Source organism: Nonomuraea sp. MG754425 (assembly GCF_021699195.1).
In the GTDB taxonomy this organism is placed as follows: domain Bacteria; phylum Actinomycetota; class Actinomycetes; order Streptosporangiales; family Streptosporangiaceae; genus Nonomuraea.
This window is the reverse complement of sequence record NZ_SSXE01000059.1, coordinates 33,429-59,322: the sequence shown is the minus strand read 5'-3', so window position 1 is coordinate 59,322 and position 25,894 is coordinate 33,429. Positions and strand designations below refer to the sequence as shown.

General features: G+C 71.7%; 15 protein-coding genes. 9 read left to right on the top strand and 6 right to left on the bottom strand.

Annotated elements, in window-relative coordinates:
• Nucleotides 1–223 precede the first annotated feature (223 nt).
• Nucleotides 224–2,251, top strand: coding sequence for a beta-galactosidase (locus FAF44_RS55865; RefSeq protein ID WP_237104998.1), 2,028 nt, complete (start codon nucleotides 224–226; stop codon nucleotides 2,249–2,251).
• An 85-nt stretch (nucleotides 2,252–2,336) separates the two neighbouring features.
• Nucleotides 2,337–3,353, top strand: a complete 1,017-nt coding sequence (locus FAF44_RS21410; RefSeq protein WP_237104997.1) for a LacI family DNA-binding transcriptional regulator — start codon at nucleotides 2,337–2,339, stop codon at nucleotides 3,351–3,353.
• 41 nt (nucleotides 3,354–3,394) lie between these two features.
• Here FAF44_RS21410 and FAF44_RS21405 read toward each other — a convergent pair whose 3' ends face one another.
• Complete coding sequence (locus FAF44_RS21405; RefSeq protein WP_237104996.1) at nucleotides 3,395–4,477, bottom strand: mannonate dehydratase; 1,083 nt, start codon at nucleotides 4,475–4,477, stop codon at nucleotides 3,395–3,397.
• A 78-nt stretch (nucleotides 4,478–4,555) separates the two neighbouring features.
• Nucleotides 4,556–5,293, bottom strand: a complete 738-nt coding sequence (locus FAF44_RS21400) for a GntR family transcriptional regulator (RefSeq protein ID WP_237104995.1) — start codon at nucleotides 5,291–5,293, stop codon at nucleotides 4,556–4,558.
• 198 nt (nucleotides 5,294–5,491) lie between these two features.
• Here FAF44_RS21400 and FAF44_RS21395 point away from each other — a divergent pair, with 198 nt between their 5' ends.
• The 4 genes from FAF44_RS21395 to FAF44_RS21380 all read left to right on the top strand — a co-directional run bounded on the left by FAF44_RS21395 (nucleotide 5,492) and on the right by FAF44_RS21380 (nucleotide 12,024).
• Nucleotides 5,492–6,784, top strand: a complete 1,293-nt coding sequence (locus FAF44_RS21395) for a sugar ABC transporter substrate-binding protein (protein WP_237104994.1) — start codon at nucleotides 5,492–5,494, stop codon at nucleotides 6,782–6,784.
• 48 nt (nucleotides 6,785–6,832) lie between these two features.
• Nucleotides 6,833–7,729, top strand: a complete 897-nt coding sequence (locus FAF44_RS21390; RefSeq protein ID WP_237104993.1) for a carbohydrate ABC transporter permease — start codon at nucleotides 6,833–6,835, stop codon at nucleotides 7,727–7,729.
• 92 nt (nucleotides 7,730–7,821) lie between these two features.
• A complete protein-coding gene (locus FAF44_RS21385) occupies nucleotides 7,822–8,652 on the top strand; it encodes a carbohydrate ABC transporter permease (protein WP_237104992.1) in 831 nt (276 codons plus the stop codon).
• A gap of 30 nt (nucleotides 8,653–8,682) precedes the next feature.
• Nucleotides 8,683–12,024, top strand: a complete 3,342-nt coding sequence (locus FAF44_RS21380; protein ID WP_237104991.1) for a chitinase N-terminal domain-containing protein — start codon at nucleotides 8,683–8,685, stop codon at nucleotides 12,022–12,024.
• A 43-nt stretch (nucleotides 12,025–12,067) separates the two neighbouring features.
• On the opposite strand, the gene FAF44_RS21375 is transcribed toward FAF44_RS21380, so the two are convergent.
• The gene (locus FAF44_RS21375; RefSeq protein WP_237104990.1) at nucleotides 12,068–12,271 is read right to left on the bottom strand and encodes a hypothetical protein; all 204 of its coding nucleotides are present in this window, start codon (nucleotides 12,269–12,271) and stop codon (nucleotides 12,068–12,070) included.
• A 50-nt stretch (nucleotides 12,272–12,321) separates the two neighbouring features.
• Nucleotides 12,322–13,242 carry an aminoglycoside phosphotransferase family protein gene (locus tag FAF44_RS21370; protein ID WP_237104989.1) on the bottom strand — a complete coding sequence of 307 codons (921 nt, stop codon included), beginning with the start codon at nucleotides 13,240–13,242 and terminating at the stop codon, nucleotides 12,322–12,324.
• Between the two features lie 139 nt (nucleotides 13,243–13,381).
• On the opposite strand from FAF44_RS21370, the gene FAF44_RS21365 reads away from it, so the two are divergent.
• Nucleotides 13,382–13,846 (top strand): hypothetical protein, encoded by a 465-nt coding sequence (locus FAF44_RS21365; protein ID WP_237104988.1) that lies wholly within the window; start codon nucleotides 13,382–13,384, stop codon nucleotides 13,844–13,846.
• A gap of 19 nt (nucleotides 13,847–13,865) precedes the next feature.
• Here the strand turns inward: FAF44_RS21365 and FAF44_RS21360 are convergent, their stop codons facing one another.
• Nucleotides 13,866–14,267 carry a RidA family protein gene (locus FAF44_RS21360; protein WP_237104987.1) on the bottom strand — a complete coding sequence of 134 codons (402 nt, stop codon included), beginning with the start codon at nucleotides 14,265–14,267 and terminating at the stop codon, nucleotides 13,866–13,868.
• A 363-nt stretch (nucleotides 14,268–14,630) separates the two neighbouring features.
• Here FAF44_RS21360 and FAF44_RS21355 point away from each other — a divergent pair, with 363 nt between their 5' ends.
• Together FAF44_RS21355 and FAF44_RS21350 are read left to right on the top strand one after the other, a co-directional pair.
• Complete coding sequence (locus FAF44_RS21355) at nucleotides 14,631–18,713, top strand: LamG-like jellyroll fold domain-containing protein (RefSeq protein ID WP_237104986.1); 4,083 nt, start codon at nucleotides 14,631–14,633, stop codon at nucleotides 18,711–18,713.
• 133 nt (nucleotides 18,714–18,846) lie between these two features.
• Nucleotides 18,847–25,185: an RHS repeat domain-containing protein gene (locus FAF44_RS21350; RefSeq protein WP_237104985.1), complete on the top strand. Its 6,339-nt coding sequence runs from the start codon at nucleotides 18,847–18,849 to the stop codon at nucleotides 25,183–25,185.
• 163 nt (nucleotides 25,186–25,348) lie between these two features.
• Here the strand turns inward: FAF44_RS21350 and FAF44_RS21345 are convergent, their stop codons facing one another.
• Nucleotides 25,349–25,891, bottom strand: coding sequence for a hypothetical protein (locus FAF44_RS21345; RefSeq protein WP_237104984.1), 543 nt, complete (start codon nucleotides 25,889–25,891; stop codon nucleotides 25,349–25,351).
• Nucleotides 25,892–25,894 lie beyond the last annotated feature (3 nt).

The window sequence follows — 25,894 nt, the reverse complement described above, 5'->3', positions numbered from 1 at the left end:
TTCACTCCCTCGATGTCGTTCACGAGCGGCGCGGGAGGTCCGCCGCGGCGGACGTGCCGGGACGGGCCGCCGGCCGCTTACGCGGGATCACTCTAAAACAACGTTGTCTCAAGCCGCTAGTCTGAACTCCCCGCAGCTTGACGGCCGCGGCGGCGCGGTCGCCTGGCGATCGCGTCAGGCGGTTTCGTCAGGTGATTTCGTTGCGCAGTGAGGAGCAGAGCTCGTGACGGCTGAGTGGATCCGGTGGCCCGCCAACGTCGTGGCCCGGTTCGGCGGCGAACCGGTGGCCTTCGGCGGCGACTACAACCCCGAGCAGTGGGACGAGCACGTCTGGCACGAGGACGTGCGGCTGATGCGCGAGGCCGGGGTCAACCTCGTCACGGTCGGCGTCTTCTCCTGGTCGACGTTGCAACCGGAGCCCGGCCGCTGGAACTTCGGCTGGCTGGATCGTGTGCTCGACCTCCTGCACGCCCACGACATCGCCGTGGATCTCGCCACGGCCACTGCCTCGCCGCCGCCGTGGCTCACCACCCGCTTCCCCGAGGTGCTGCCCGTCGATCGGCACGGCCGGACGATGGCGCAGGGCGGCCGCCAGGCCTGGTCGCCGTCGTCGCTGGTCTACCGCGAGCACTCGCTGGAGCTGGTGGAGAGGATGGCCGGACGCTATGGCGAGCACCCCGCCCTCGCGCTGTGGCACGTCTCCAACGAGCTGGGCGGCCACAACTCGCGGTGCTACGGCGAGCAGAGCGCCGCGGCCTTCCGTGCGTGGCTGCGGGAGCGCTACCACGACTCGCTCGACGAGCTGAACGCCGCCTGGACGACCGCCGCGTGGAGCCAGACCTACTCCGCGTGGACGGAGATCCAGCCGCCGCGGCTCACGTTCACCGACTCCAACCCCACCCAGGAACTGGACTTCGACCGGTTCAGCTCCGACCGGCTGCGCGAGCAGCTCCGCGCCGAGATCGCCGTGCTCCGGCGGGTCACCCCGGACATTCCGATCACCACGAACATGGTGCTCTTCGACGCCGGCAAGAACATGGACTACAGCTCCTGGACCGCCGACCTGGATCTCGTCGCGAGCGACCACTACCTGCGGCCGACGCCTGACGCGCACGTCGAGCTGTCGTTCTCGGCCGACCGCGCGCGCGGCCTGGCGCGCGGCGGTCCGTGGCTGCTCATGGAGACGGCCACCGGCGCCACGAGCTGGCGATCCGTCAACCCCGCCAAGCGCCCCGGTCAACTCCGGCGGGACGTGTTCGCGCACGTCGCCCGCGGATCCGACGGGATCTGCTTCTTCCAGTGGCGGGCCGCGCGGGCGGGCGCCGAGCGTTTCCACTCGGCGATGCTGCCGCACGCCGGAGCCGGCAGCCGGAAGTTCCGGGAGGTGGCGGCGCTCGGCGCGGAACTGGCCTCCTGCTCCGAGGTGCTCGGGACGCGGGTCGCCGCCGACTGCGCGCTGCTGTTCTCCGAGGAGTCGTGGTGGGCGGCCGAGCGGGCGTCGCATCCGCACAACGGCCTGTCGTACGCGGAGACGGCGCTCGGCTGGCACCGGACCCTGTGGGAGGCGGGCGTCACCGTCGACGTCGTGCCGCCGTCGGCCGACCTGTCTGGTTACCGGCTGATCGTCGTGCCCATGCTCTACCTGATCTCCGACCGGGACGCCGCCGCCGTCGCCGCCGCGGCGGAGGCCGGGGCGACGGTGCTCGTCAGCTACTTCTCCGGCATCGTCGACCCGCTCGACCGGGTACGGCTCGGCGGCTACCCCGGGGCGTTCCGCGACCTGCTGGGCGTGCGGGTGGAGGAGTTCGCGCCCCTGGCGGAGGCGGACTCGGTGGAGATCGACGGCGTCACGGGGCCCGCCCGGGTCTCGACCTGGCACGAGGAGATCGAGCTGACGGACGCGGTGGCCGAGGCCCGCTACCTCGACGGCGACTTCGCGGGCGCGCCGGCGGTCACGCGCGCGGCCCGGGGCGCGGGCGAAGCCTGGTACGTGGGCGTCGAGCTGCCCGCCGACGCCCGCGCGCGGCTGCTGGACGCGGTCGCGAAGCGCCCCTCGGCCGGCCGTCCGGCGGACGGGCTGGAGGTCGTGACCCGCCGCTCGGCCGGCCACGCGTACCTCTTCCTCATCAACCACGGCGACACCGAGGTCACCGTCCAGGGGTCGGGGACCGACCTGCTGGACGGGTCCGTCCACGAAGGGAAGATCACGGTGCCCGCGGGCGGCGTGCGGGTCGTCGGATCGGCTCGCTGAACGGAGGACGGGCCCGGCCGGGGGACACGGCCGGGCCCGGCGGACCACGATCGGGCGGTTTCGGTCGCCGGACGGGAGAGACCTGATGCTGCGCAACCCCACGATGAAGGACGTCGCGCACGAGGCGGGAGTCAGCCTGAAGACGGTCTCGCGGCACGTCAACGGGGAGACGAACATCGATCCGGGCCTCGCGGAGCGCATCAGCGCGGCGATCGCGAAGCTCGGCTACCGCCGCAACCTGTCCGCGGCGAGCATCCGGCCCGGCCGGACGGGCAAGACCATCGGCCTGGTCATCAGCGACCTCGCCAACCCCTACTACTCCACGCTGGCCCGCGCCATCGAGAGCGTGGCGGACGCCGCCGGCTACCTCGTCACGATCGCCAGCTCGGAAGAGGACGGGCGGCGGCATGACCGCCTGGTCGATCGGCTCCTGGAACAGCGGGTGGACGGCCTGATCGTGGTTCCGCCGCGGCGGGCCACGCGCGACTGGTCCGAGGTGGCCGCGCCGATCCCGCCGCTGGTCGTGCTCGACCGGCCCGTGCCGTACGGCGGCGCCGACGCCGTGCTCGCCGACAACGCGGGCGGGGCGCGGGCGGCGACCCTCGCGCTCGTCGCCGGCGGAGCCCGGCGCATCGCCTTCGTCGGCGACTCGCCCGACATCTACACGATGCGCGAGCGGCACGCCGGGTATGCCGCGGCGCTCGCCGAGGCCGGGCCGGCCGCCGGCGCGCCGCTCACGATCACCACGGCGCACACCCGGGAGCAGGCGGAACGCGAGGTCGGCGGCGTGCTCCGCGACGGTCGTGCCGACGCCCTGTTCACCGCCAACAACCGCGCGACGATCGGCGCGCTGCTCGCCTTCCGGACCGCGGGCCGGCGGGTGCCCCTGGTCGGCTTCGACGACTTCGAGACGGCGCTGCTCGGCGACCCGCCCGTGTCGGTGGTGAGCCAGGACGTCGAGCTGATGGGGCGCACCGCCGCCGGGCTCGTGCTCGGCCGCCTGAACGGCGACACCTCGGCGTTCGCCACCCGCGTGCTCCCCACGCGGCTCATCCTCCGGGGCTCCGAGCGCCCGCCGGCCGGTCGCGGCAGCGCCGGTTAAAGGCGGGCCGGTTAAAGGCGGGCCGGTCAGAGGCGGGCCGGTCAGAGGTGGGCCGGGAGCTGACCGCCGGCCGCGGGCGCGTGGTCGCCGCCCGGCTCGTCGAGGGCCAGGCCGTTGAGCACACCCTGCAGGTAGCCGATCGCATGCGCCCGGCCCCGGCTGCAGTACGCCTCCGACGAGGTGTCGCCCCAGGTGTCCACGTCTCCGATCATGGCCGGTACGTGGTCGTCGATGAGGAATCCGGTGAACCCGGCGCCGGCGAGCCGGCGGATCACGCGTGCCGGGTTGTAGTTGCCCTCACCGAGGAAACATTCGCTGAAGCGTGGCACGGTGCCGCGCACGTCCCGGAAGTGCACGTAGAAGACGGCCGGTCCGAGCAGGTCGATGACCTCGTTGACGCTCTGCTCGCCGGCCATCTCCGACACCGTGCCGAGGCAGAGGTTCAGCCCCCACGACGGGCTGCTCCCGGCCTGCTCGCGGGCCCGTCCGATGGCGGCCGGGGAGGTGAAGATCCGGGCGACGCCGCCCAGCGGCTCGTCGACGGGGGGATCGTCCGGGTGCAGGGCGAGCCGCACGCCGACCTCCTCCGCGACGGGGAGGACGGCGTCGAGGAAGTACTGGTGGTTGGCCCACATCTGGTCGGCCGTGATCGGCTCGTCCACGGGCTGGTCCGGGGTGAGCCGGTAGCCGGCCAGCGCGTTGCCGCGGTGCGCGTCGTCGAGGTCGAAGGCGGTGACCGTGGCGCCGCCACGGCCTCGCGCGGCCATGTCGGTGCGCCAGACGTAGGTGGCCAGGAAGTTGTAGCCGAGCAGGTCGATGCCGACGGCGGCGAGGTTGCGGAGGGTTCGCCGGTAGTGGTCGATCTGCTCGTCCCTGCCGGGCAGGCCGCGCTGGATCTTCCAGAAGTGGGCCAGCGGGACGTTCTCCAGCCCGTCGATCGACAGGCCGTCGGCGTCGCAGCGCTCCCGCAGGGCCCGCAGTTCGGCCAGGCTCCAGTGGCCGTCGGTGCCGGGCAGCAGGTCGGGGGTGTGCAGTTGCACGCCGGTGAGGCCGAGTTGGCGGGCGAACGTCGCGACGCGGGAGTCGTACCTGTCGATGTGGCCCATGGAGATCCGGATGGTCATGCCGGCCGGCCCAGCGCGTCGCGGGACACGTCGATGATGCTCATGGTCGTCCGTTCAGGGTAGGGAGCGCCGGCGCGCTCATTCCGTGAAGTAGTCGGGGTGCTTGGCGCGCAGCGACGGGCCGAGTTCGAGGGCGCGCCTGGCATGCCGGCTGATCAGGTCGCGGCCGGTTTGCAGGTCGGCGGCCTCCAGCGCGTCGACGATCTTCGTGTGTTCGTCGATCAGCTCGCGCACCGCGGCCAGGTCGGGCTGGGCGAGCCGCCGTAGCCGGTCGAGTTGCAGCTTCATCCGCTGCACCGCCTGCCAGGCGCGCGGGTAGCCGCTGAGCGAGAAGATCTCGCTGTGCAGCGCCTCGTCGGCGGCGAAGAAGGCGTCGTAGTCCTCGGTGCGGTAGCTGTGCTCCTGCCGTTCGAGCAGGTCGCGCAAGACGGTGACGTCGGGGGCCGGGCGGGCGCACACCACCTCGAAGGCCGCGACCTCCAGACTTTCGCGGACGAAGCGCGCCTCCTCCACATCGCGCATGCTGATCAGCCCGACCCGGGTGCCGACCTGCGGCACGACCCGGACGAGGCCCGCGTCGACGAGGCGCGCGAGGGCTTCCCGCACCGGTGTGCGGCTGACGTGCAGCCGCTCGGCGAGGTCCGTCTCGGACAGGGAGGCTCCTGGGGCGAGTCGCAGTTCGCGGATCGCGGAGACCAACTCGTCGTAGACGCGATCGGAGGTGCGTGTCGTCGTACGGTCTCGGGCGACCGGTGACAACCTCGGATCGCGCCCGGCGGGCGTGGGCTCGGGGACGAGCGCTCGATGGGAACTCACGAAATTGATCGTTGCATGTCAGAAGCTTGTATGCAAGTATCCAGCCATTAACCTGATCGTCGTAAAGGGGAAACAAAGCTCCCCTCGGCACACGATCAGCCGCCGGACCCCGTAGCAGGCGCTGAGGGCTCTCTCAACGGCCGTGCATGCCGCCGGTGATCATCCGAACAGACCCTGAACAACAGTTGAGAGGACGTCATGCTCAACCGAAACGCGCGACTCACCGCGGCCGCCGCCATCGCCGCCACCGGCCTCGCGCTGACCGGGTGCGCCGCCACCACCGGGGAGAGCGGCAGCGGCCCGGCGAACATCACCTTCTGGGGCTGGGCCGCGGGCTATGAGCGGTCCGTCGCGCTGTGGAACGAGTCCCACCCCGGCATCCAGGTGAAGTACGAGGCCATCGCCAACGGCGGCGCCGGCGGCTACGACAAGATGCTCACCGCCGCGAAGGCGGGCACGGCCCCGTGCCTCGCGCAGATCGGCTACGAGACGTTCTCCAGCTTCCTCGCCGCCGGGCTGCTCCAGGACGTCACCGAGCACGCCGAGGCGCGGCGCGCCGAGTTCCCCGACTGGGTGTGGGGCAACGTCGGCATCGACGGCAAGACCTTCGGCGTGCCGGTCGACACCGCGCCGATGGGCCTGTTCTACCGGGCCGACCTGTTCAAGGACGCGAAGATCGAGGTCCCGAAGACGTGGGAGGAGTTCAGGACGGCCGCCGCCGCCGTGAAGGCCGCCGACCCGAAGTCCCGGATCATGAACCTGCCCACCGACCCGTACCTGTACGCCGGATTCGCCTGGCAGGGCGACGCCCCCTGGTTCGGGGTCAACGGCGACTCCTGGACGGTGACGATGGACAGCGCCGCCAACAGCAAGGTCGCCGGCTACTGGCAGGGGCTCTTCGACGAGGGTCTCGTCACGTCCCATCCGGCCTTCGACGCGGCGCTCTACACCGCGTGGAACAGCGGCGAGGTGTGGGCCGAGGTCGGGCCGGTCTGGTCGGCGTCGCTGATCCGGGACAACGCCGCGGGATCCGCGGGCAAGTGGGCCGTCGCGCCCATGCCCCGCTGGGACAGCGCGGACTCCGTCGGCAACTCGGGCGGTTCGGCCACGGCCGTCATGAAGGGCTGCGCGCACCCCGAGGAGGCCACCGAGTTCGCCCTGTGGATGTCGACCGACGACACGTCCGTGTCGAACCTGATCAAGTCCGCGGCGATCCTGCCGGCCTCCAAGTCCGGGCTCGCCAGCACGGCGCTCGACACCCCGGAGAGCTACTACGGCGGCCAGCCCATCTACCAGCTCTTCCGCGCCGAGTCGGCCAAGGTGAACCCGAACTGGCGGTGGGGCCCGGTGATGTCCACCACGGCCTCGGCCCTCGGCGACGGCCTCGGCAAGGTGCCCACCGGGAGCGCCACCTTCCAGGACGCCCTGACCAGCACCCAGACGGGCACGGTCACCGCGCTGCAGGCCCAGGGCTTCTCCGTCAGCAAGTAGCCCCGCGCATCCCCGTGTACTCCGACAGATGAGGTCATCGTGTCCCCCGTGACGAGACAGCGGCCGGGCCGCGTCCGCGAGCTTCGGCGGGCCGCGCCGTTCGTGCTGCCGTTCCTCCTGCTCTTCGTCGTCGTCTACCTGGTGCCGACCGGGTACTCCGTGGTCCAGAGCTTCTTCGCGGTCAAACGCTCGGGCCTGGGCCTCGGCGGCGCCGAGACCGTCTTCGCGGGGCTCGGCAACTACGCGCGCGTCCTCCAGGACGGGGACTTCCTCGCGTCCCTGGGCAGGGTGGGTTTCATCGGCGTCATCCAGGTGCCCGTGATGCTGGGCATCGCGCTCCTGCTGGCCCTGCTCCTGGACTCGTCCGTGTCGAGGGGACGCAGGTTCTTCAGGATCGCGTACTTCGTGCCCTACGGGCTGCCCGGCGTGATCGCCGCCCTGGTGTGGTCGTTCCTGTACGCGCCCACCCTGAGCCCCATCGCCGGACTCTTCGCCTCGATCGGCGTGGACGTCAGCTTCGTCACCGACGGAGCCCTGCCGTTCTCGATCGCGAACATCCTGACGTGGGCCTGGACCGGCTACAACACGATCCTGATCTACGCGGCGCTGCAGGCCATCCCCGAGGAGACGATGGAGGCCGCCGCCCTGGACGGCTGCTCCGGCTGGAAGGCCGCGCTGCTCATCAAGGTCCCGCTGATCCGGCCGGCCCTGCTGCTCACCCTCGTCTTCTCCATCATCGGCACCTCCCAGCTCTACAACGAGCCGGTGACCATGAAGTCCGTGGCGCCGAACCTGCCGTCCACCTACACCCCGATCATGGCCGCGGTGCGTTCGCTGTCGGCCAACGACTTCAACTACGCGGCCGCGCAGTCCGTGGTGATCGGCGCCGTGATCTGCGTGCTGTCCGTCCTCGTCTTCCGCGCCTCGGCCAGGAGCGTCACCTGATGACCGCCGCACTGCAGTCGCCCCCGCGAACCGAACCCGCCGCCAGGGCCCCGCGCCGTCGCCGGCGGCCCCGGGCGCATCCGCTCACGAGCGTGAGCCCCGTCTCACGCGCGTTCGTGCTGGCCGTCATGACCCTCTTCGCCGTCTACTTCCTGCTCCCGGTGTGGTGGCTGGTCGTCTCCGCCACCAAGGGCGGCGGGGAGATCTTCTCGGGCGACGGCTTCTGGTTCGGGGAGGGCTTCGCCCTCGTGGAGAACGTCCAGACCCTGTTCCGGGCGCAGGACGGCATCTACGCGCGCTGGCTGCTCAACTCGCTGCTGTACGCGGTGGGCGGCGGGGTCGTCTCCACGATCCTGGCGTCCATGTGCGGGTACGCGCTGGCCAAGTTCCCCTTCCCGGGGCGCGAGGCGGTCTTCGGCACCGTGCTGGCCGCGGTGCTCCTGCCCGCGCCCGTGCTGGCCATCCCGCTCTACCTCGTGTTCAGCTTCACCGGCACCGTCAACACGTTCTGGGCCGTCTTCATCCCGAGCATCGTCAGCCCCTTCGGCGTGTACCTCAGCAGGATCTACGCCGCGTCCTCGATCCCGGACGCCCTGCTGGAGGCCGGCCGGATCGACGGGGCCGGGGAGCTGCGCATCTTCGCGATGGGCGCGCGGCTCATGGCGCCCGCGATGGTGACGATCTTCCTGTTCCAGTTCGTCGCCATCTGGACGAACTTCCTCCTGCCCTCGCTCATGCTCGCCGACACCTCACTCCAGCCGGTGACGGTCGGCCTCGTCGGCTGGCGCGAACTGCAGGGCTATCCCATCGGATACAGCACCGTCGTCACAGGCGCGCTCGTCTCGGTCGTGCCCGTGGTCGCCATGTTCCTGTCGTTGCAGTCGTTCTGGAGCAAGGGCCTCGCGACGGGGGCTGTCAAGTAGCCGACCCGCGCACCAGCGAAAGGGTGACCCATGACCATCCTGGCCCGGGCACTGGCCTCCTTATGCACCGCGGCGCTGCTCGTCGTACCGCACGGAGCCGTCGCCGCAGCCGCAGACCCCCCGCAGACCAACCTTCTCGCCGCCGACATGGACACCGGATTCGACGCCGGCGCTAGCTCGCTGACCGTGGCCAACGCCGCGTCCGGCGGCACGCAGCGGATCGTGAGCGTGGACGGGAACAACGCCGTCGAACTCCGCGACGCGGCCCAGGGCACGAACCTGTCGAGCTACTTCTACCGGCGCTGGTCCGCCGGAGCGCTGAAGGAGCGCGTCAACGCCGTCTACAGCCGGCCGGTCGGCAGCCCCGCCCAGCAGTTCGCGCTGCGCTACCAGCTCAGGCGGAGCGCGGCCAGTGACAAGCCGGTCGCGAAGGACATCTACTCGCAGATCCAGTTCGGCAACTTCGACGACAAGCTGGTGCCCCGATTCCCGGTCCCGGCCGTGAGCGTCACGACCACCCCCGCCTACACCGGAACCTCCGGGAGCCTGTCGCAGATCGACGAGACCGTCATCGCGCAGTACCGCTTCACCATCGTGCCCAACGGCGGGCAGCGGATCATCTCGACCGTCGAGCTCGGCTTCTCCGTGCGCGTCGACACCGGCGGCACCGACGAGGCGATCGTCATCGACGACCTCGGGATCTACGAGCTGGGCAGCGTCTCCGACGCGGGCCCCCCGACCGCGCCGGGCGAACTCACCCGCGGGTCCGTGTCCGCCGCCGCCGTCTCGCTCGGCTGGCGGGCCGCCACCGACGACGTCGGCGTGACCGCGTACGACGTCTACCGGGACGGCTACCTGGCCGTGTCCGTCGGCGGGAGCGCCACCACCGCCGTGGTGACCGGGCTGATGCCCGCGACGGGTTACGAGTTCACCGTGCGGGCGAAGGACGCCAGCGGCAACGTCAGCCCGCCGAGCCCGCCGCTCACCGTCACGACCGGCCCGTACGTGCCCGAGTCGCCCGCCCCGTTCCCCGGCACCCACGAGAGCCGGGCGGGCTGGTTGTGGGGCAAGACCAAGGCCATGAAGGAGGAGAGCGGCCCCGTCAACGTGGCGCAGTACGCGGCGCAACTCGCCGACCGGGAGAACGTCACGGCGAACCTCGCCAAACTCGACACGCTCTATCAGAGCTACGACTACGAGCAGTACAAGACCATGGCGAAGATGTACGCCTACCTCATGGCCGGCGACCGGTTCAGCGCCGGCACGCTGGCGCACGTGCGCGACTACTTCGCCTCGTACGCCTACCAGAAGCTCGCGCAGACCGAGAACCTGCGGATGAGCAACTACGCCACCGGCTACCTCGTCGGGCAATACTTCCCTGACCTCGCCGACCTGAACGGCAACTCCGGGGAACGGCTGAAGAGCATCAACAAGGCCAACATCCTCGAGATGGTGGACGCGGGCGTGCGGCGGGGGTGGGCCGAGTACCAGAGCCCCGAGTACACCTTCATGACGTACTTCTGCCTCAACGCCATCCACCAGTGGGCCGACGACGCCGACCTGCGCCGGCGGGTGCGGATGGCGATGGACGTCATGTGGTTCGAATGGGCGAACGACTGGATCGACGGGTACCTGATCTCGTCGGAGAGCCGGGCCAAGGGCGACGCGCACGCGGCCAACGACCTGACGTGGCGGGCCGCCGACCACTCGGCGATCGCCTGGACGTACTTCGGCGGCCACCGTGCGCAACAGGGCGTCGGCGAGTCGGACAATCCGGCGCCGGCCGCGTACCGTCCGAACCTCGAATACGCCGGCCTCGCCGCCTGGAAGGGGATGACGTACGAGCCGCCCGCGCTCGCCGTACGGATCGGCAAGATGACCGACAAGTCGTACACGTCGTACAAGACGAACCTGCAGAACTCCAGCGGGCGCGCGATGGACATCTACCGCACCACCTACGTGCGGCCGACCTGGGGACTCGGCACGGAGGTCCAGTACCGCCGGGTCGACAACTGGATCGAGGACCTGCCCGTCGTGCTCCGCTGGCACTCCGACGCCGCCAACCCGCTCTTCCGGCTGTCGGCCGACCAGGGCACCGCCCCCATCGGCACCTACAACCAGCCCGCCAACCAGCGGGTGATGCAGCACGGCCCGACGGCGGTGGGCGTCTACAAGTCGTCGGGAGACCAGAGCTCCAACTACCTCAACGCGCTCTTCCCCACCTCCGGCTCGATCCGCGAACGGCGTGCGGCCGACGGATGGACGGTCGCCGACGCCGGGTCCATGTACTTCGCGTACAAGCTGGTCAAGCCAGGAAAGTGGTATCGCCAGACGCCGAACGACCCGGCGAACAAGGTGAAGACGACGGCGGGGACCCACCCGACCGCCGGGCTCAGCCACAGCTACGACATCCTGCGCAGCCAGGCCGACACGAACGGCTGGGCGCTGGAGACGGCGGACGCGTCCGCCTACGCCGACCTCGACGCGTTCGCCGACGCCCTGGTCAGCACCACGCGCATGGACGTCAGCCATCTGGAGGACGCCAACCCCCGGCTCGTCTACCACAGCCTGAGCGGCGACGAGCTCGACATCACCTTCGACGCCGCCTCCCAGCCGCCCGGCGGCGCCCACCGCGTCAACGGCACGGCGATCGACTACGACTCGTTCAAGCTGTTCGACACCCCCTGGCTGCGGCAGGACAAGCTGGGCGCCACCTTCACCGCCTCGGTGGACGGCACCTCCGTCGTCTACGACTTCGACAAGTGGACGGTGACCGACGAGACCGACGGAGCCGCCGCCATCCCGGCCGCCGCCGCGCTCACGTCGGACAACGGGTGGGACACCGGCCTGCTCGACGGCTCGTACACGATCTCGATGAACCTCTGGTCCGGGCAGAACGCCGTGCGCTTCCGCCTGCTGGAGAACGGCAGGCCGATCGGCGACACGGCGCTGACGATGAACACGCCCGGCGCGCAAAGCGCCGGGGTGCGGATCTCCGGACGGCCGAACGGCTCGTACGCGTACACCGGCGAGCTGATCAACTCCAAGGGCGTCCGCACCCTTGAGCCGCTCGTGGTCACAGTGCGGGACGCCGCCCCCGGGAGGCCGTCACTCAGCGACGACAACCACGACCACGACGGCACCTTCACCGTCCGCGCCGACCTGTGGTGGGGCACCAACGCCACGCGCTACCGCTTCTTCGAGAACGGCGTGCAGGTGGGCCAGGGCGACCTCACCGCCGCGACACCCAAGGCCCAGCGGGCCGTCCTCGACGTGACGGGCAAGGCGGCGGGGACGTACGCGTACGTGGTGGAGTTCACCAACGCCCTCGGCACGACCAGGAGCGAACCGCTCTCGGTGACCGTCCGCTGACCGGGCTTCCGTGATCGGGGCGGACGGCCATCCGGCCACGCTCTCATCCGCGCCGGCGGGCGCGAATGAGAGCGAAAGCCCCGATCCCCGAAGTCAGGAGGACGAGCGCAAGAGCGGCGAGCCCTGGCAGGCCGAGCGCATAGCCGACGACGGTGACCACAGTCCAGGCCGTCACGCCGCCAACGCAGAGTGCGAGCAGGGCGATCACCACGACCACGGGCGAGGGCCGCTGTTTGCCACGCGTCATGTTGTTCAGAATGGGCCGGTCACCTCGGCGCGTCACCGTGAGGGGACGGGTCAGTGATCGGCTGTTGCGATGAGGCGTCGTAGTGCGGCGTGGCCGGGTGGGCCCCACGTGGCCTTGCCGCCAGGACGGCCGTGGACGCCGGCTTCGCCGACGAGGATGCCGACGAGGGCTCGGTTCACGGCCCAGCCGCGGGCGCGGCGCAGGGTGGCGGCGTCCGGGGCCGGCCGGTAGGAGCCGAAGAAGCGGTCGGCGGCGCCGTCCGGCAGCAGGTTCCAGGCGGCGGACAGGTCGACGGCCGGGTCTCCGGCGAACAGGACGCCGAAGTCGATCACGCCGCAGATGGTGCCGTCCGCCGTGAGGACGTTGGCCGGGTGCAGGTCGCCGTGCAGCCACAGCGCCGGGCCGGTCCAGCGGGGCGCGGCGGCGGCGTCCGCCCAGATCGCGCGGACGGCGTCCGGGTCGGGGATCAGCCCCATCCCGGTGGCCTCGGCGAGCTGCTTGCCGAACCAGTCGGAGGTGCCGGCCAGCGGCCCGCCGCGGCCCTGGCCGAGGGTGTCGACCCCTTCGGGGGCGGGCTGGTGCAGCGCGGTCAGGAAGGCGGCCAGGGTGTCGGCCGCCTCCGCGCCGCGGGTGACGGGGGCGCGGTCGGCGGCTTCGCCCGGCACCCAGGTGGTGACGATCCAGGGTCGCGGAAACCGCTCGGACGGCTCGCCGAGACGCTGCGGGACGGGCACCGGCAGCGGCAGCCGCGGGGCCAGGACGGGCACCCAGGCGTGCTCCTTGAGCAGCAGCGCGTCCGCGGACTCCGTCGCCCAGGGCAACCGGACGGCGAGGTCGTCGCCCAGCCGCCAGAGCTGGTTGTCCCAGCCCCGCGCGCCGAGCCGCACCGGACGATCGGCCAGGTCGGGATGCTGCTCGCGCAGCAGTTCCCGGACCAGTTCCGCGGTGACCTCGATCTCGGTGTGCGTCATGCGCAGCAACGATAGCCGGACTGCGGTCCCGCCCGTGGCCTTCCCGGCCCACGTGGTCGTCGGCACCTGTCCGAGCCGGACGACCTCGTCCGGGGAAGTAGGGTGATCATCGTTGCCCGCGACGGTGAAGGAGCCGCTGATGACCGACGACCCGACGATGGCCCGGATCGGCCAGGGCGTGGAGTTACATCACCAGCAGGGTCAGCGTGCGGCCGCGCGCGACCTGTTCGCGCAGATCTGGGACGACATCGGGGGCGAGCAGGGCGAGCCGCTGCACGTGTGCGTCCTGGCCCACTCGATGGCCGATGTGCAGGACGACGTGCACGAGGAGCTGATGTGGGACCTGCGCGCGCTCGCCGCCGCCGGTCGGGTCACCGATGACCGGGTGGCGCAGGCCGGGATGACGTTCCCGGCGGCCGGCCTGTATCCGTCGCTGCACCTGAACCTGAGCGAGTGCTACCGCAAGCTGGGCGATCTCGACCGCGCCCGCGAGCACCTCCGGCAGGGGCGGGCCGACATCGGCGTGCTGGGCGACGACGGGTACGGGCGGCTCATCCGGGGAGGGCTGGAGCGGCTGGCCGAACAACTGGGTGAGACCGTCTGATCCGAACCAGCCCTACCCGTCACCCCGCCGGACGCTCCTCGTCGAGGACGGCGTCGAGTTCCACCTCGACGAGCCAGGCCGGGTCGATGAATCGGGAGACCTCGACGAAGGTGCACGCGGGGCGGATCGCCGCGAACCGCTCTCCGTGGGCCTGCGCGGCCTCCTTCCACCGTGTCACGTCCGTGAGCATCATGCGGGTCCGTACGACGTCCTCCAGCGAGGCCCCCGCCGCCTTCAGCGCGGTTTCCGCGATGTCCAGGCACCTGACGGTCTGGGCGTAGACGTCGCCTTGGCCGACGGTCGTGCCGTCGTCGCCGATGGGCGCGGTGCCGGCGACCACGACGTGCGCTCCTTTGCGGACGGCCCGCGAGAACCCGATCTGCGGTTCGAGCGGCGACCCGGAACCGATTGTCTGCCTCATGCCTTTCATCGCGCCATGTTCTCACTCGCGGCGCGCATGCCGGCCGGCGGCTGGGGGCGAACCAGGGGACCCGCCGCACGGTCCGGGGCGCGACGCCCGGTGGAGCAGCCGGTGACCCGCGATCGCGCAGGTGGATGCGCTGACTCCGGGCGTTCCGGGGCCCGGGGCCTACCGTGGAAGTTTACGGCCGGGCATCCGCTACAGCGGTTGTTGTAGCCGAGAATCTACCCAGCGCCGAATGTCCCCCCGTTCGCTCCCCGGCTAATTTCTGATCATCGCCTGGGTGTGAGGAGCGGGGTCGCGATGCTGATGGTGCTCGGTGGCAGGGGCAAGGGCCGATTAGGGCGTGCGTTGGCGGGAGTCATGGTGTTCCTCGCCGTGCCGGCCTGCCTGAGCGTCGACGACGCTCGTGCGGCGGCGTCCGCGTACGCCGATCCACCGGCTGATCCGCCCGCCGGCGACGCGGTCACCGAGGCCGACGCCTCGACGCTGGCGCGGTCGTCGGGACGGCCGGTGGAGGTGCTGTCGCAGCGGGGCGAGCACCGCACGGTCAGTGCCCTGCCCAACGGCCGGTTCGAGGTGACCGAGCACCTGCGACCGGTGCGTACCCGCCGGGACGGGCGATGGGTGGGCATCGACACCACGTTGCGGCGAGACGGCTCCGGCCTCGTCCCGGCCGCGATCGCCGTCGAGCTGCGGTTGTCGGGCGGCGGGCAGGAGCCGCTGGTCCGGCTGTCCCGGGCCGGCCGCGAGCTGTCGATGTCGTGGCCGGGCCCGCTGCCCGAGCCGGTCGTCGAGGGCGACACCGCCGTCTACCAGGGCGTGCTCGGGACGGACGTGGACCTGCGGGTACGGGCGCTGCCGGACGGCTTCGCGCACACCCTCGTGGTCAAGACGGCGGCGGCGGCCAGGGACCCGCGACTGTCCAGGCTGGCCTTCACCCTGGACACCACACAGTTGACGGTGGGCCAGGACGCCGCCGGCGTGTTACAGGCCACGGACGGCGCCACCGGCGAGCCCGTGTTCGAGGCGCCGTCCCCCGTCATGTGGGACTCCTCGCCGCCCGCCGCGGACGGGCGGGCGCACGCCACGACCGTTCGCGCGCAGGACCTGAGCAAGGGCCCGGCCGAGGGATCCCGTACCGCGAAGGTGCGGGTCGGCCTGGGCGGGCGGCAGTTGGCGCTGACCCCCGACCACGGGCTGCTGACGTCGCCGGACACCACGTTCCCCGTCTACATCGATCCGGTGTGGCAGACCAGCGCGGCCTACTACTGGGGCATGGTGTCCTCGGGCTACCCGGACGAGAACTACCCGAAGTTCAACGGCAACTCCACCGAGGGCATGGGCCGCTGCGAGGTGGCCAAGGACGGCCGGTGCGTGAAGAACCAGACCAAGCGGCTCTTCTACCGGATGAAGCTGCCTTCCATCAAGGGCAGGTACATCGAGTCGGCCGAGTTCGTGGCCTACGAGACCGCGGCCTACGACTGTGACAACGCCACCTCGGTGCAGCTCTGGCGGGCCGGCTCGCTGAGCTCGGGGGCGACCTGGAACAACACCAAGGACGCCTGGCTGGAGCATCTCACCTCACGCGACGTGGCCTACTGCTCCCGGGCGCCGGTCGAGTTCGGCGGGGCCAAGCTGCGCGCCCACGTGCAGAGCGCGGTGGACAAGGGGTACTCGACCATCACCTTCGGACTGAAGGCGTACAGCGAGAGTTCGATGGCCTGGTGGAAGCGGTTCGCCGACGACGCCTACCTGCGCATCCAGTACAACCGGCCGCCGTACCAGCCCAACACCGGGTCGATGTTCGCCAGCCCCGGCACCAAGTGCGTGACCGGGGCGGAGGCTCAGTGGGTCAACGACCTGTCCACCCTGTACGCCTACCTGTGGGACCCGGACACCGAGGACGCCAAGAAGGTGCAGGGCCAGTTCACCCTGCACTGGGCCGACAAGGCCGACGGATCGGACTGGGGCGCCAAGTGGACCTCGGCGCTGACGCCCGCGCTGACCTCGGGCAGCAGGCACCAGATAAAGCTGCCGTCCTCCATCCCGAAGCAGAAGCTCATCGGATGGGGCGTAAGGGCCTGGGACGGCGTGCAGTGGGGTCCGTGGAGCTACGACGGCGCGCAGACCGGCTGCTACTTCTTCTACGACCCGTCGGTGCCGGCCGCGCCCGCGGTGTCCTCCTCCGAGTACCCGAACGACCAGAGCTGGCACGGCGGCGTCGGCGACGCGGGCACCTTCACCGTCAGCGACCCGGCCAACGCGGCGGCCCGCTACGAGCTGCGGCTGAACGGCGCCGAGCTCACCACCGTCGCCACCACCGGCGGCGCCGCCCGCCAGGTCGCGGTGGCGCCCGGCCGTTCCGGCCCCAACCTGCTGACCGTCCAGGCGTTCACCCAGGCCGGCCAGAACAGCGCACCGACCACCTACGAGTTCTGGGCCAGGGCGGGCGCGGACGCGGCGGCCCGCTTCACGCTGAACGAGGCCGCGGGCGCGACGCTCGTGACCGCCCAGAGCCCCGGCACGGCCGCCCACGTGCGCGGCGGTGCGGCGCTGGGCGGCGCGGGCCAGGTGGGCACGGCGCTCACTCTCGACGGGACCAGCGGGTACGCCGAGACGAATCTGCCGGTGCTGCGCACCGGGGAGAGCTTCACCGTCTCCGCCTGGGTCAGACCGTCGGCTCTGGGGATGGTCAACGCGCTGGCACAGGACGGCGCGCACCAGAGCGGATTCCAGCTCGGCGCCAACCCGTCCGGGCAGCCGGAGTTCAAGATGCCGAGCACCGACACGGCCGGGGACGGCGGCGGCCTCTGGCATTCCGCCAGAGGCGGCGACCCCCTGCCGCTGGACGCGTGGACCCACCTCACCGGCGTCTACGACCAGCCCGCCGGTCAGCTAAGCCTCTACGTGAACGGCCGGCTCGCCGGGACGGTGAGCGGGGTGAGCGCGTGGCAGGCCGCCGGCGCCCTGCAGATCGGCCGCAGCAAGTACAACGACGCCCAGGTCAACCAGTGGCCGGGCGGCATCGACGAGGTCCGGTTGTTCCAGCGGGCGCTGTCGGAGCAGGAGGCCCGGCAGCTCGCGACGGGCGGCGAGGCGTCGGGGGCGGTCGCGTACTGGCCGATGGACGAGGAGGCCGGAGCGGGCCGCGTGCACGGCTCCGCCACCGCCGTCCAGGCCGCGCTGTCGGGCGGCGCGACGCTCGGGCAGGCCGGGCAGGACGGCACGGCCCTGCGGCTGGACGGGGCCACCGGCCACGCCGCCACGGCCGGTCCCGTCGTGGACACCGCCAGGAGCTTCGCGGTCTCGGCGTGGGTCCGGCTGGAGACGGGCCAACTCGACCGGCACTACTCGGTCATCGCCCAGGACGGCCTGCGCAAGAGCGGCTTCTACCTCAAGTACGAGGGCGCCATCAAGAAGTGGGTGTTCGCCAAGTCCAGGACCGACACCGACGAGAGCGGCTGGTACCAGGCGGTCTCCAAGGCGACCCCGGTCGCGAACTCCTGGACGCACCTGGTCGGCGTCTACGACGCGGTCACCCGCAAGCTGCGGATCTACGTCAACGGCGAGCAGGGCACCGACAGCGGCCCGGTGGACGCGGTGTGGCACGCCGGCGGCGGCCTGCAGATCGGCCGCAGCAAGTGGCTGGGCGCCTACGTGGACCAGTGGCCCGGCCTGATCGACGACGTGCGCGTCTACGACCGGTCGGTGGGCGCGGTCGAGGCGGAGGAACTCGTCACCCAGCATCCGGTGGTCAAGGGACGCTGGAAGCTCAACACCGACGGCGCGGGCGAGCCCGGCGGCGCCCAGAACCTCACCCTCGTGGGTGGCGCCGTCATCGACCCGGCCGCGGGCTTCCGGTACGTCTCCAGCGCGGGGCTGCTGCTCAACGGCACCACGGCCTACGCCGAGACGGCCGCCCCGCCGGTGCGGGCCGACGACAGCTTCACCGTGGCCGGCTGGGTACGCAACATGGGCCGCCCGCAGAGCGCCAGGACCGTGTTCTCGCAGGCGGGGGCGAACGCCGACGCGCTCGCCCTGCGCTACGTGCCCGACCCGGCCGACCCCGACGCGGGGGGCTGGCAGGTGCGGATGCGCAACGCCGACTCCACCGCGGCGGCCGAACTGCGGCAGGCCGGGCACTCGGCGTTCACCGAGTGGGACTGGGACCACGTCGCGGTCGTCTACGACGCGCTGCGCGACCGGATGAGCCTGTACGTCAACGGCCAGCTCGAGGAGACCTCGCTCGGCGTCTCCCAGGAGGACCAGGTGTTCGGGTTCAACGCCGTCAACGGCGGGCTGCAGGTCGGCCGCAGCAGGTTCGGCGGCGAGTTCTGGCCCGACGCCATCGACGACGTGTGGGCCTACCAGGGCGCGCTCACCCAGGAGCAGGTCCAGATGCTGGCCGCCGGCGGAGAACTGGACACCGCCGCCGGCCCCTGATCGCCCATCGGCCGCCCGCGCCCCGCCAGGGGGCGCGGCGGTCACGCCTGTCGGCTGCCCGGCTTGTGGAGGTCGTGATGAAGGTGAACTCTCAGCTCGCGCCCCCGCGCGCTGTCACGCGGGGGTGCCCCGGATGAGGACGAGCATGGACCCCTGGCGCGCTGACCTGCGCGGCGGGATGAAGGGTGCGGTGCGGAGCGGCCGTCCGAGACGCGCACGCCGCCTGTTACGGACGCTCGCCGCGGGGACGGCCGCCGCCCTGACGGCGGCGCTCATGGTCGCGCTGTCACCGGCCGCGCCCGCCGTGGCCGCGGGACCCGGCCGCCCGAAGCTGGACAATCCCGAACGGACGATCGAGGGCCGCGCCCTCCCGGTCCGACCGCGTCGAACCCAGCCCGCGGGCGGGACGGCGCCGCCCACGCTGGTCGACCGGCCGGCGGCCGGCGTCGCGGAGGCCGACGTACCCGGGCGGGGCGCCATCCGGGCCGGGGCGCTGCCGATCTCGCTGCTGCCGCCCGCCGACGCCGGGGCCCGCGCCGGACGGATCCGCGTCCGGCTGCTCGACCAGGCGGCCGGACGCCGCGCCGGAACCGACGGCATCGCCTTCACCGTGGCCTCCGGCGACGGCGACACCACCGGCAGGGTCGGCGTCCGCCTGGACTACGGGAGGTTCGCGCAGTCCTACGGCGGCTCGTACGGCTCCCGGCTGCGCCTGTGGCGGCTGCCCGCGTGCGCGCTGACCAGCCCCGGACTGCCGCAGTGCGCGAAGGCGGCGCCCCTGCCCGCGCGCAACGACGCGGCGGCGGGCACGCTGACCGCGGAGGTGACCGCCGAGCCCGCCGGCACGCTGCTGGTGGCCGCCGCCGGGGAGTCGGGCTCCCAGGGGGACTACCGCGCGACGTCGTTGTCCGCCTCCGCCACGTGGGAGATGGGGGGCAACTCCGGCGAGTTCACCTGGTCGTACCCGATGCGGGTGCCGCCCGTGCCCGGCGAGTTGCAGCCCGAGGTGGCCGTCACGTACTCCTCCGGCAGCGTGGACGGGCGCACGGGCAACACCAACGCGCAGCCGTCCTGGGTCGGCGAGGGGTTCGACCTGTGGCCCGGGTACATCGAGCGCCGCTACAAGTCGTGCGAGGACGACGGCGTCGCCAAGGACGAGTTCGGCAACTATCCGGGTGACCAGTGCTGGGGCTACGACAACGCGACGGTCACGTGGAACGGCAAGGGCGGCGAGCTGATCAAGGCCGCAGACGGCACCTGGCGGACCAAGTTCGACGACGGCACGGTCTTCGAGAAGCTCACCGGCGCGACCAACGGCGACGACGACGGCGAGCACTGGAAGGCCACCACGGTGGACGGCGTCCAGTACTTCTTCGGGCTCAACCGCCTGCCCGGCTGGACGTCCGGCAAGCCGGAGAGCGACTCGGCGTGGACGGCGCCGGTCTTCGGCGACGACTCCGGCGAACCATGCCACAAGTCCAGCGGGTTCTCCGCCTCCTGGTGCCAGCAGGCCCATCGGTGGAACCTGGACTACGTCGTCGGCCCCGACGGCAACGCCATGACCTACACCTACGGCAAGGAGACCAACCACTACGGCCGCAACCTCGAGATCGGCGACGAGACCCCCTACACGCGCGGCGGCTACCTCAAGTCGATCTCCTACGGGCTGCGCAAGGACAGCCTGTTCGCCGCCGCCCCCGCGCGGGTGCTGTTCGGCACGTCCGAGCGGTGCCTGCCGGACGCGTCGTTCGCCTGCGACCCCGACAAGATCGGCGACAAGCCGCAGTACTGGTGGGACGTGCCCTGGGACCTGCACTGTGACGCCGGGCAGGAGTGCAAGGACACCCACGGCGCGGTCAGTCCCACCTTCTGGTCGCGCAAGCGCCTGACGAAGGTGACCACCCAGGTCATCAAGGCCGACGGCAGCGGCTACCGGGACGTGGACTCCTGGTCGCTCGGGCACACCTGGGGGCTGGCCGACGTGGAGCGGGACCTGCTGCTGACCCAGATCCAGCACACGGGGCACGTCGGCGGCACGGCGGTGACGCTGCCGAAGGTCTCCTTCACCCACGTGCAACTGCCCAACCGGCTCGACCGGACCGGCGACGACATCCTGGCCTACATCCGCTACCGCCTCGGCGCGATCTACGACGAGTCCGGCGGGCAACTCGACATCGCCTACGCGGACGGTGACTGCTCGCTGTCGAACCTGCCGACCCCCGAGACCAACACCCGGCGCTGCTTCCCCGTCATCTGGAAACCACCGGGTCACGAGGACGAGATCACCGACTGGTTCCACAAGTACGTGGTGACCTCGGTGACCAGGATCGACCGCACCGGCCTCGCGCCCGACATGAGAACCGGGTACGAGTACCTCGGCGGCGCGGCCTGGCACTTCGACGACGACGACGGCCTGACCAAGGAGAAGCACAAGACCTGGTCCCAGTGGCGCGGCTACGGTCAGGTCCGCACCCTGACCGGCACGGCGGCCCAGTCCGACACCTTCTACCTGCGCGGCATGGACGGCGACCGCAAGAACAGGGACGGCGGCACCAAGTCGGTGACGGTGCCCGACGGCGAGGGCGGCACGTACACCGACCACGACGCGCTGTCGGGCTTCGAGCTGAAGACCGTCGAGTACACCGGTCAGGGCGGCACGGTGCACGCCAAGACCGTGCACACCCCGTGGCGGGTCAGGACCGCGACCCGCACCCGATCGTGGGGCACCACCACGGCCGAGATCGTCGCCCCCGCCACCGAACGCACGTGGACGGCCGCCGACGGCGGCGGCTGGACCGAGACCAGGACGGAGACCGAGCATGAGGGATCCGGACCCGGCATCGGCCGGGTGACCCGCGTCAACGACCTCGGCGACGTCACCACCCCCGCCGACGACCGGTGCACCCGCACCACCTACGCCGACAACGCCGCCGCGCACCTGGTGTCGCTGACCGCGCGGGTGGAGACCGTCGCGGTCGCCTGCACGGCGAGCGCCGACCGCGCCACGCAGGTCATCGCCGACATCCGGACGTACTACGACAACGGCGCTCTCGCCGCCGCGCCGAGCCGGGGCGACCCCACCAAGGTCGAGGAGATCGCCTCCCACGACGGGACGACGGCCACGTACGTCACCGAGAAGCAGGTGAGCTACGACGTCTACGGCCGCGCCGTCACGGCGACGAACGCGCTCGGGCAGGTCAGCACCACCGCCTACGCCGACACACGCGGCCTGGCCACGAAGGTGACGACCACCGGCCCGCCCGCCCGGCCGGGCGACGCCACCACGGCGCTGGTCACCGTCGAGGAGCTCGAACCCGCCTGGGGGCAGTCGATCGCGGAGATCGACGCCAACGGGCTGCGTACCGACCTGGTCTACGACGGGCTGGGCCGGTTACGCCAGGTGTGGTTGCCGAACCGCGCCAAGGGCGGCGACCTTCACCCCAACTACGAGTTCGACTACCGGGTCGCCGACCAGCAGATCGTCGCGATCACCACCACGACGCTCACCGCCACCGGCGGCCGGCGGATCGCCGGGGTCGAACTGCTCGACGGCTGGCTGCGCACCCGGCAGACCCAGAAGCCGGGCCCCACCGGGCGGCTGATCACCGACACCGTCTACGACGACCGCGGCCTCGTCGTCAGGACCAACGACGCCTACCCCGCGTCGGGAGCCCCCGAGCCGGCGCTGTTCGGCGTCCTCACCCCCGGCGACATCGAGTCCCAGACCCGGACCGAGTACGACGGACTGGGCCGGAAGACCCTCGAACGGCTGATGGCCGGCAACGGTTCCCAGCCGGAACAGGAGAAGTGGCGTACCACCTACAGCTACGGCGGCGGCAACCGCACCTCCGTCACGCCGCCGCAGGGCGGCATCCCCACCGCGGAGTTCACCGATGCGCGCGACCAGGTGATCGAGCGCCGCCAGTACAAGGCCGCCGGGCAGTACGACGCCACCCGCTACACCTACACCCCGACCGGCGACCCGGCCTCCGTGACCGACCCCTCGGGCAACACCTGGACCAACACGTACGACCTGCGCGGGCGCAAGACCAAGACGATCGATCCGGACAAGGGCCCGACCTCGTACACCTACGACGACCTCGACAGGGAGATCTCGGTCACGGACGCCCGCGGCAGGAAGACCGTCACCGGCTACGACGGGCTCGGCCGCAAGACCGGCACGCGCGAGGGTTCGGCCACCGGCGCCGCGCTCACCTCGTTCACCTACGACACCGCGCCCTTCGGCAAGGGCAAGCTCGCCACCGCCACCCGCCACCACGCGGGCGCGGACTACACCAGCCAGATCCGCCACTACGACCAAATCGGCCGCGCCGACGTGACCGCCGTCACGATCCCCTCGGCCCAGGGCGCTCTGGCGGGCACCTACGTCTTCTCCACCTCCTACAACCTGGACGGCACCGTCCAGGGGGAGGGACTGCCCGCGGCCGGCGGCCTGGCGGCGGAGAACCTCGTCCACACCTACGACGACTTCCTGCGGCCGGTCCGCCTGACCGGCAACCTCGGCACCTATGTGGGCGCCACCGACTACACGCCCACCGGCAAGCTCATGATGCTCGAGTTCGGCGCGGTCACGGGCAAGCGCGCCTGGCAGACCTTCACCCACGAGTGGGCCACCCAGCGGCTCGCGACCACCCGTACGCTGCGGGAGAACGTCGACGGCAGCGATCGGGACGTCACCTACCGCTACGACGACGCCGGGAACATCCGCTCCATCGCCGACGCCTCGCGCGACGGGGTGGACACCCAGTGCTTCTCCGACGACGCGCTGCGCCGGCTCACCGAGGCGTGGACCCAGAGCACCGCCACCTGCGACGAGACTCCGCCGGCCACGGTGGCCGGCGGCCCCGCCCCCTACCGGCAGAGCTTCGCCTACGACACCGCGGGCAACCGCGTCTCCGAGACGCGCCACGGCGTCGCCGGGCAGGCCGACACCGTCCGGACCTACACCTACAGCCCCGCGGGCCAGGGCAACCGGCTGACCAAGGTCGTCCAGAGCGGCGGAGCCGGCAGCCGTACCGACACCTACGCCTACGACGCCACCGGCAACACCGTCACGCACGATGCCGGCGGCACGAGCCGGACCTTCGACTGGGACGCCCAGGGCCAGCTCTCGAAGATCGCCGAGAGCGGCGCGGCGGCCGAGTTCGTCCATGACGCCGACGGGAACCGCCTGATCAGAAAGGACGCGACCGGGGCCACCCTCTACCTGCCGGGCACCGAGGTGCGCCTGAGCGCCGGGACGACGACCGCCACCCGCTACTACGCCCACGCCGGCCGGACCGTCGCGCTGCGCTCCGCGACCGGCCTCACCTATCTGACGGAGGACCACCAGGGCACCGCCCAGATCGCCATCGACGCCGAGACGCAGCAGAGCCGGGCCCGCAGGCTGACTCCCTTCGGCGCCGAGCGGGGCGCTCCGGTCGTCTGGCCGGGGGAGAAGGGCTTCGTCGGCGGCACGAAGGACCCTGCCGGGCTCGTCCAGCTCGGAGTGCGCGAATACGACCCGGACACCGGCAGGTTCGTCTCCGTCGACCCGGTCCTGGACCTGGCCGACCCGCAGCAGATGAACGGCTACACCTACGCCAACGGCAGCCCGGTCACCAACTCCGACCCCGACGGCAAGCTGTGCCGGAGGATCAACGGGGACATGGAATGCTCCAACGGCGACGGAGTCATCCGCGTCCCCACCAAGAACGGCTACAAGGTCGTCGGGCCGTCCGGGCCGCCGTGCTACCTCGTTCCCCGAGCCTGTGGCTGGTCGCCGAACTACCGCTACCGGGCCGGGCCGGCCCCCCGATCGAGCATGCGGCCCGCACCGTGGCCGTTCCCGCCGGTGCAGCCCTATGACACGCCGAACCCCACCTTCCTGGGAGACCTGCTGGGCCTGTCGAACGTGAACAACCCCTTGGCCCTCGCCTCGCTCGGCAGCGCCGAGGTCGGCGAACTGCTCAAGCTGGTCGGGCTGGGCGGTCTCGCGGTGGAGAACAAGATCCTGGACGGGCTCGGGCTGTCCAAGCAGCAGGTGGAGGCCCTGAGAAAGTCGTTCTCGACGGGTTCCCGGGTGGAGCCGAAGAAGAATCTGGCGTGGAAGGCGGCCAAGGGCGGGCGTGGCGTCGGCAAGTTCGCGAAGATGGCCGGGGCCGCCGGAAAGTGGGTGAGCGGCGCCAGCATCGCGGCCTCGGCGGCCGACGGCGGCCTCACGCAGTACATGCAGGACAGAGACCGCGGAGATCTGTCCGGGCGGGACAAGACGGCCCGGGTCCTGACCCGAGGGTTGGTGGCGGGATTCGGCGCCTACGTGGGATCCAAGCTGGGCGGCATGGCCGGAGCGGCGTGCGGTCCGGGCGCACCCGTGTGCGGCAGCGTGGGCTCGGTGGCCGGTGGAGCCGTCGGCGGCTGGCTCGGCAGCGCCGCGGGCGGCTGGGCGGCGCGCAAGCTCTTCGGAGGCTGACCGTCAGACGTCCGCGTCGGGCGACGGACTGTGTGGGCGGCATGCCGCCCGCACAGTCCGGCCATACCGCGGCGCACCAGGGTCGGTCGCGCGGCAATCCGGCAGAATGCCGTTCGGTCCGGGGCCCGCGCGGAAGGGGCGCGCGCGGGCCCCGGGTCCGGCGTCAGGGCCGGTCGGCGCAGAGGGTGCGCGCGGGGTGGCGGTAGACGATGGCGCGGGGGAGCACGTCAGGGGTCTTGGTCCAGTTGGGCACGTCCGCGCCGCAGACCGAGGCGTCGGTGGTGCCGTCCGACACCTTGGTGATCCGGTAGGTGGCCGACGGGTCGCAGGTCACCTTGGACGCCTTGCCGGTGGGGAAGCCGACCTCCTGGTAGAAGCAGTCGCCCTCCTTCGCGTTCAGCGTCAGGCACAGGCGGGTGAGGTGCCGGCGGGTTCCGACCAGCGCGTATCCGTTGGTGATGTCGTCGCAGCGGTCCGCCTTCTTGATCATCTTGTACGCGGCCTGCGGGGCGGCGCACCCGACGATGTGGAACTCGCTGGTCTTGCCGCCCTTTCCGCGCGCTTCGAGGCAGTCGCCGGCCCGCGCCCTGATCGGATCGTCCTCGGCGGCGCAGCCCGCGACCGTCGCGATCAGGAGCGTGCCGGCCAGTCCCATGGCGAGGCGTCGGGCGGCAGGACGGGGACGATCACTCGTGGTGCCGGTCATGGT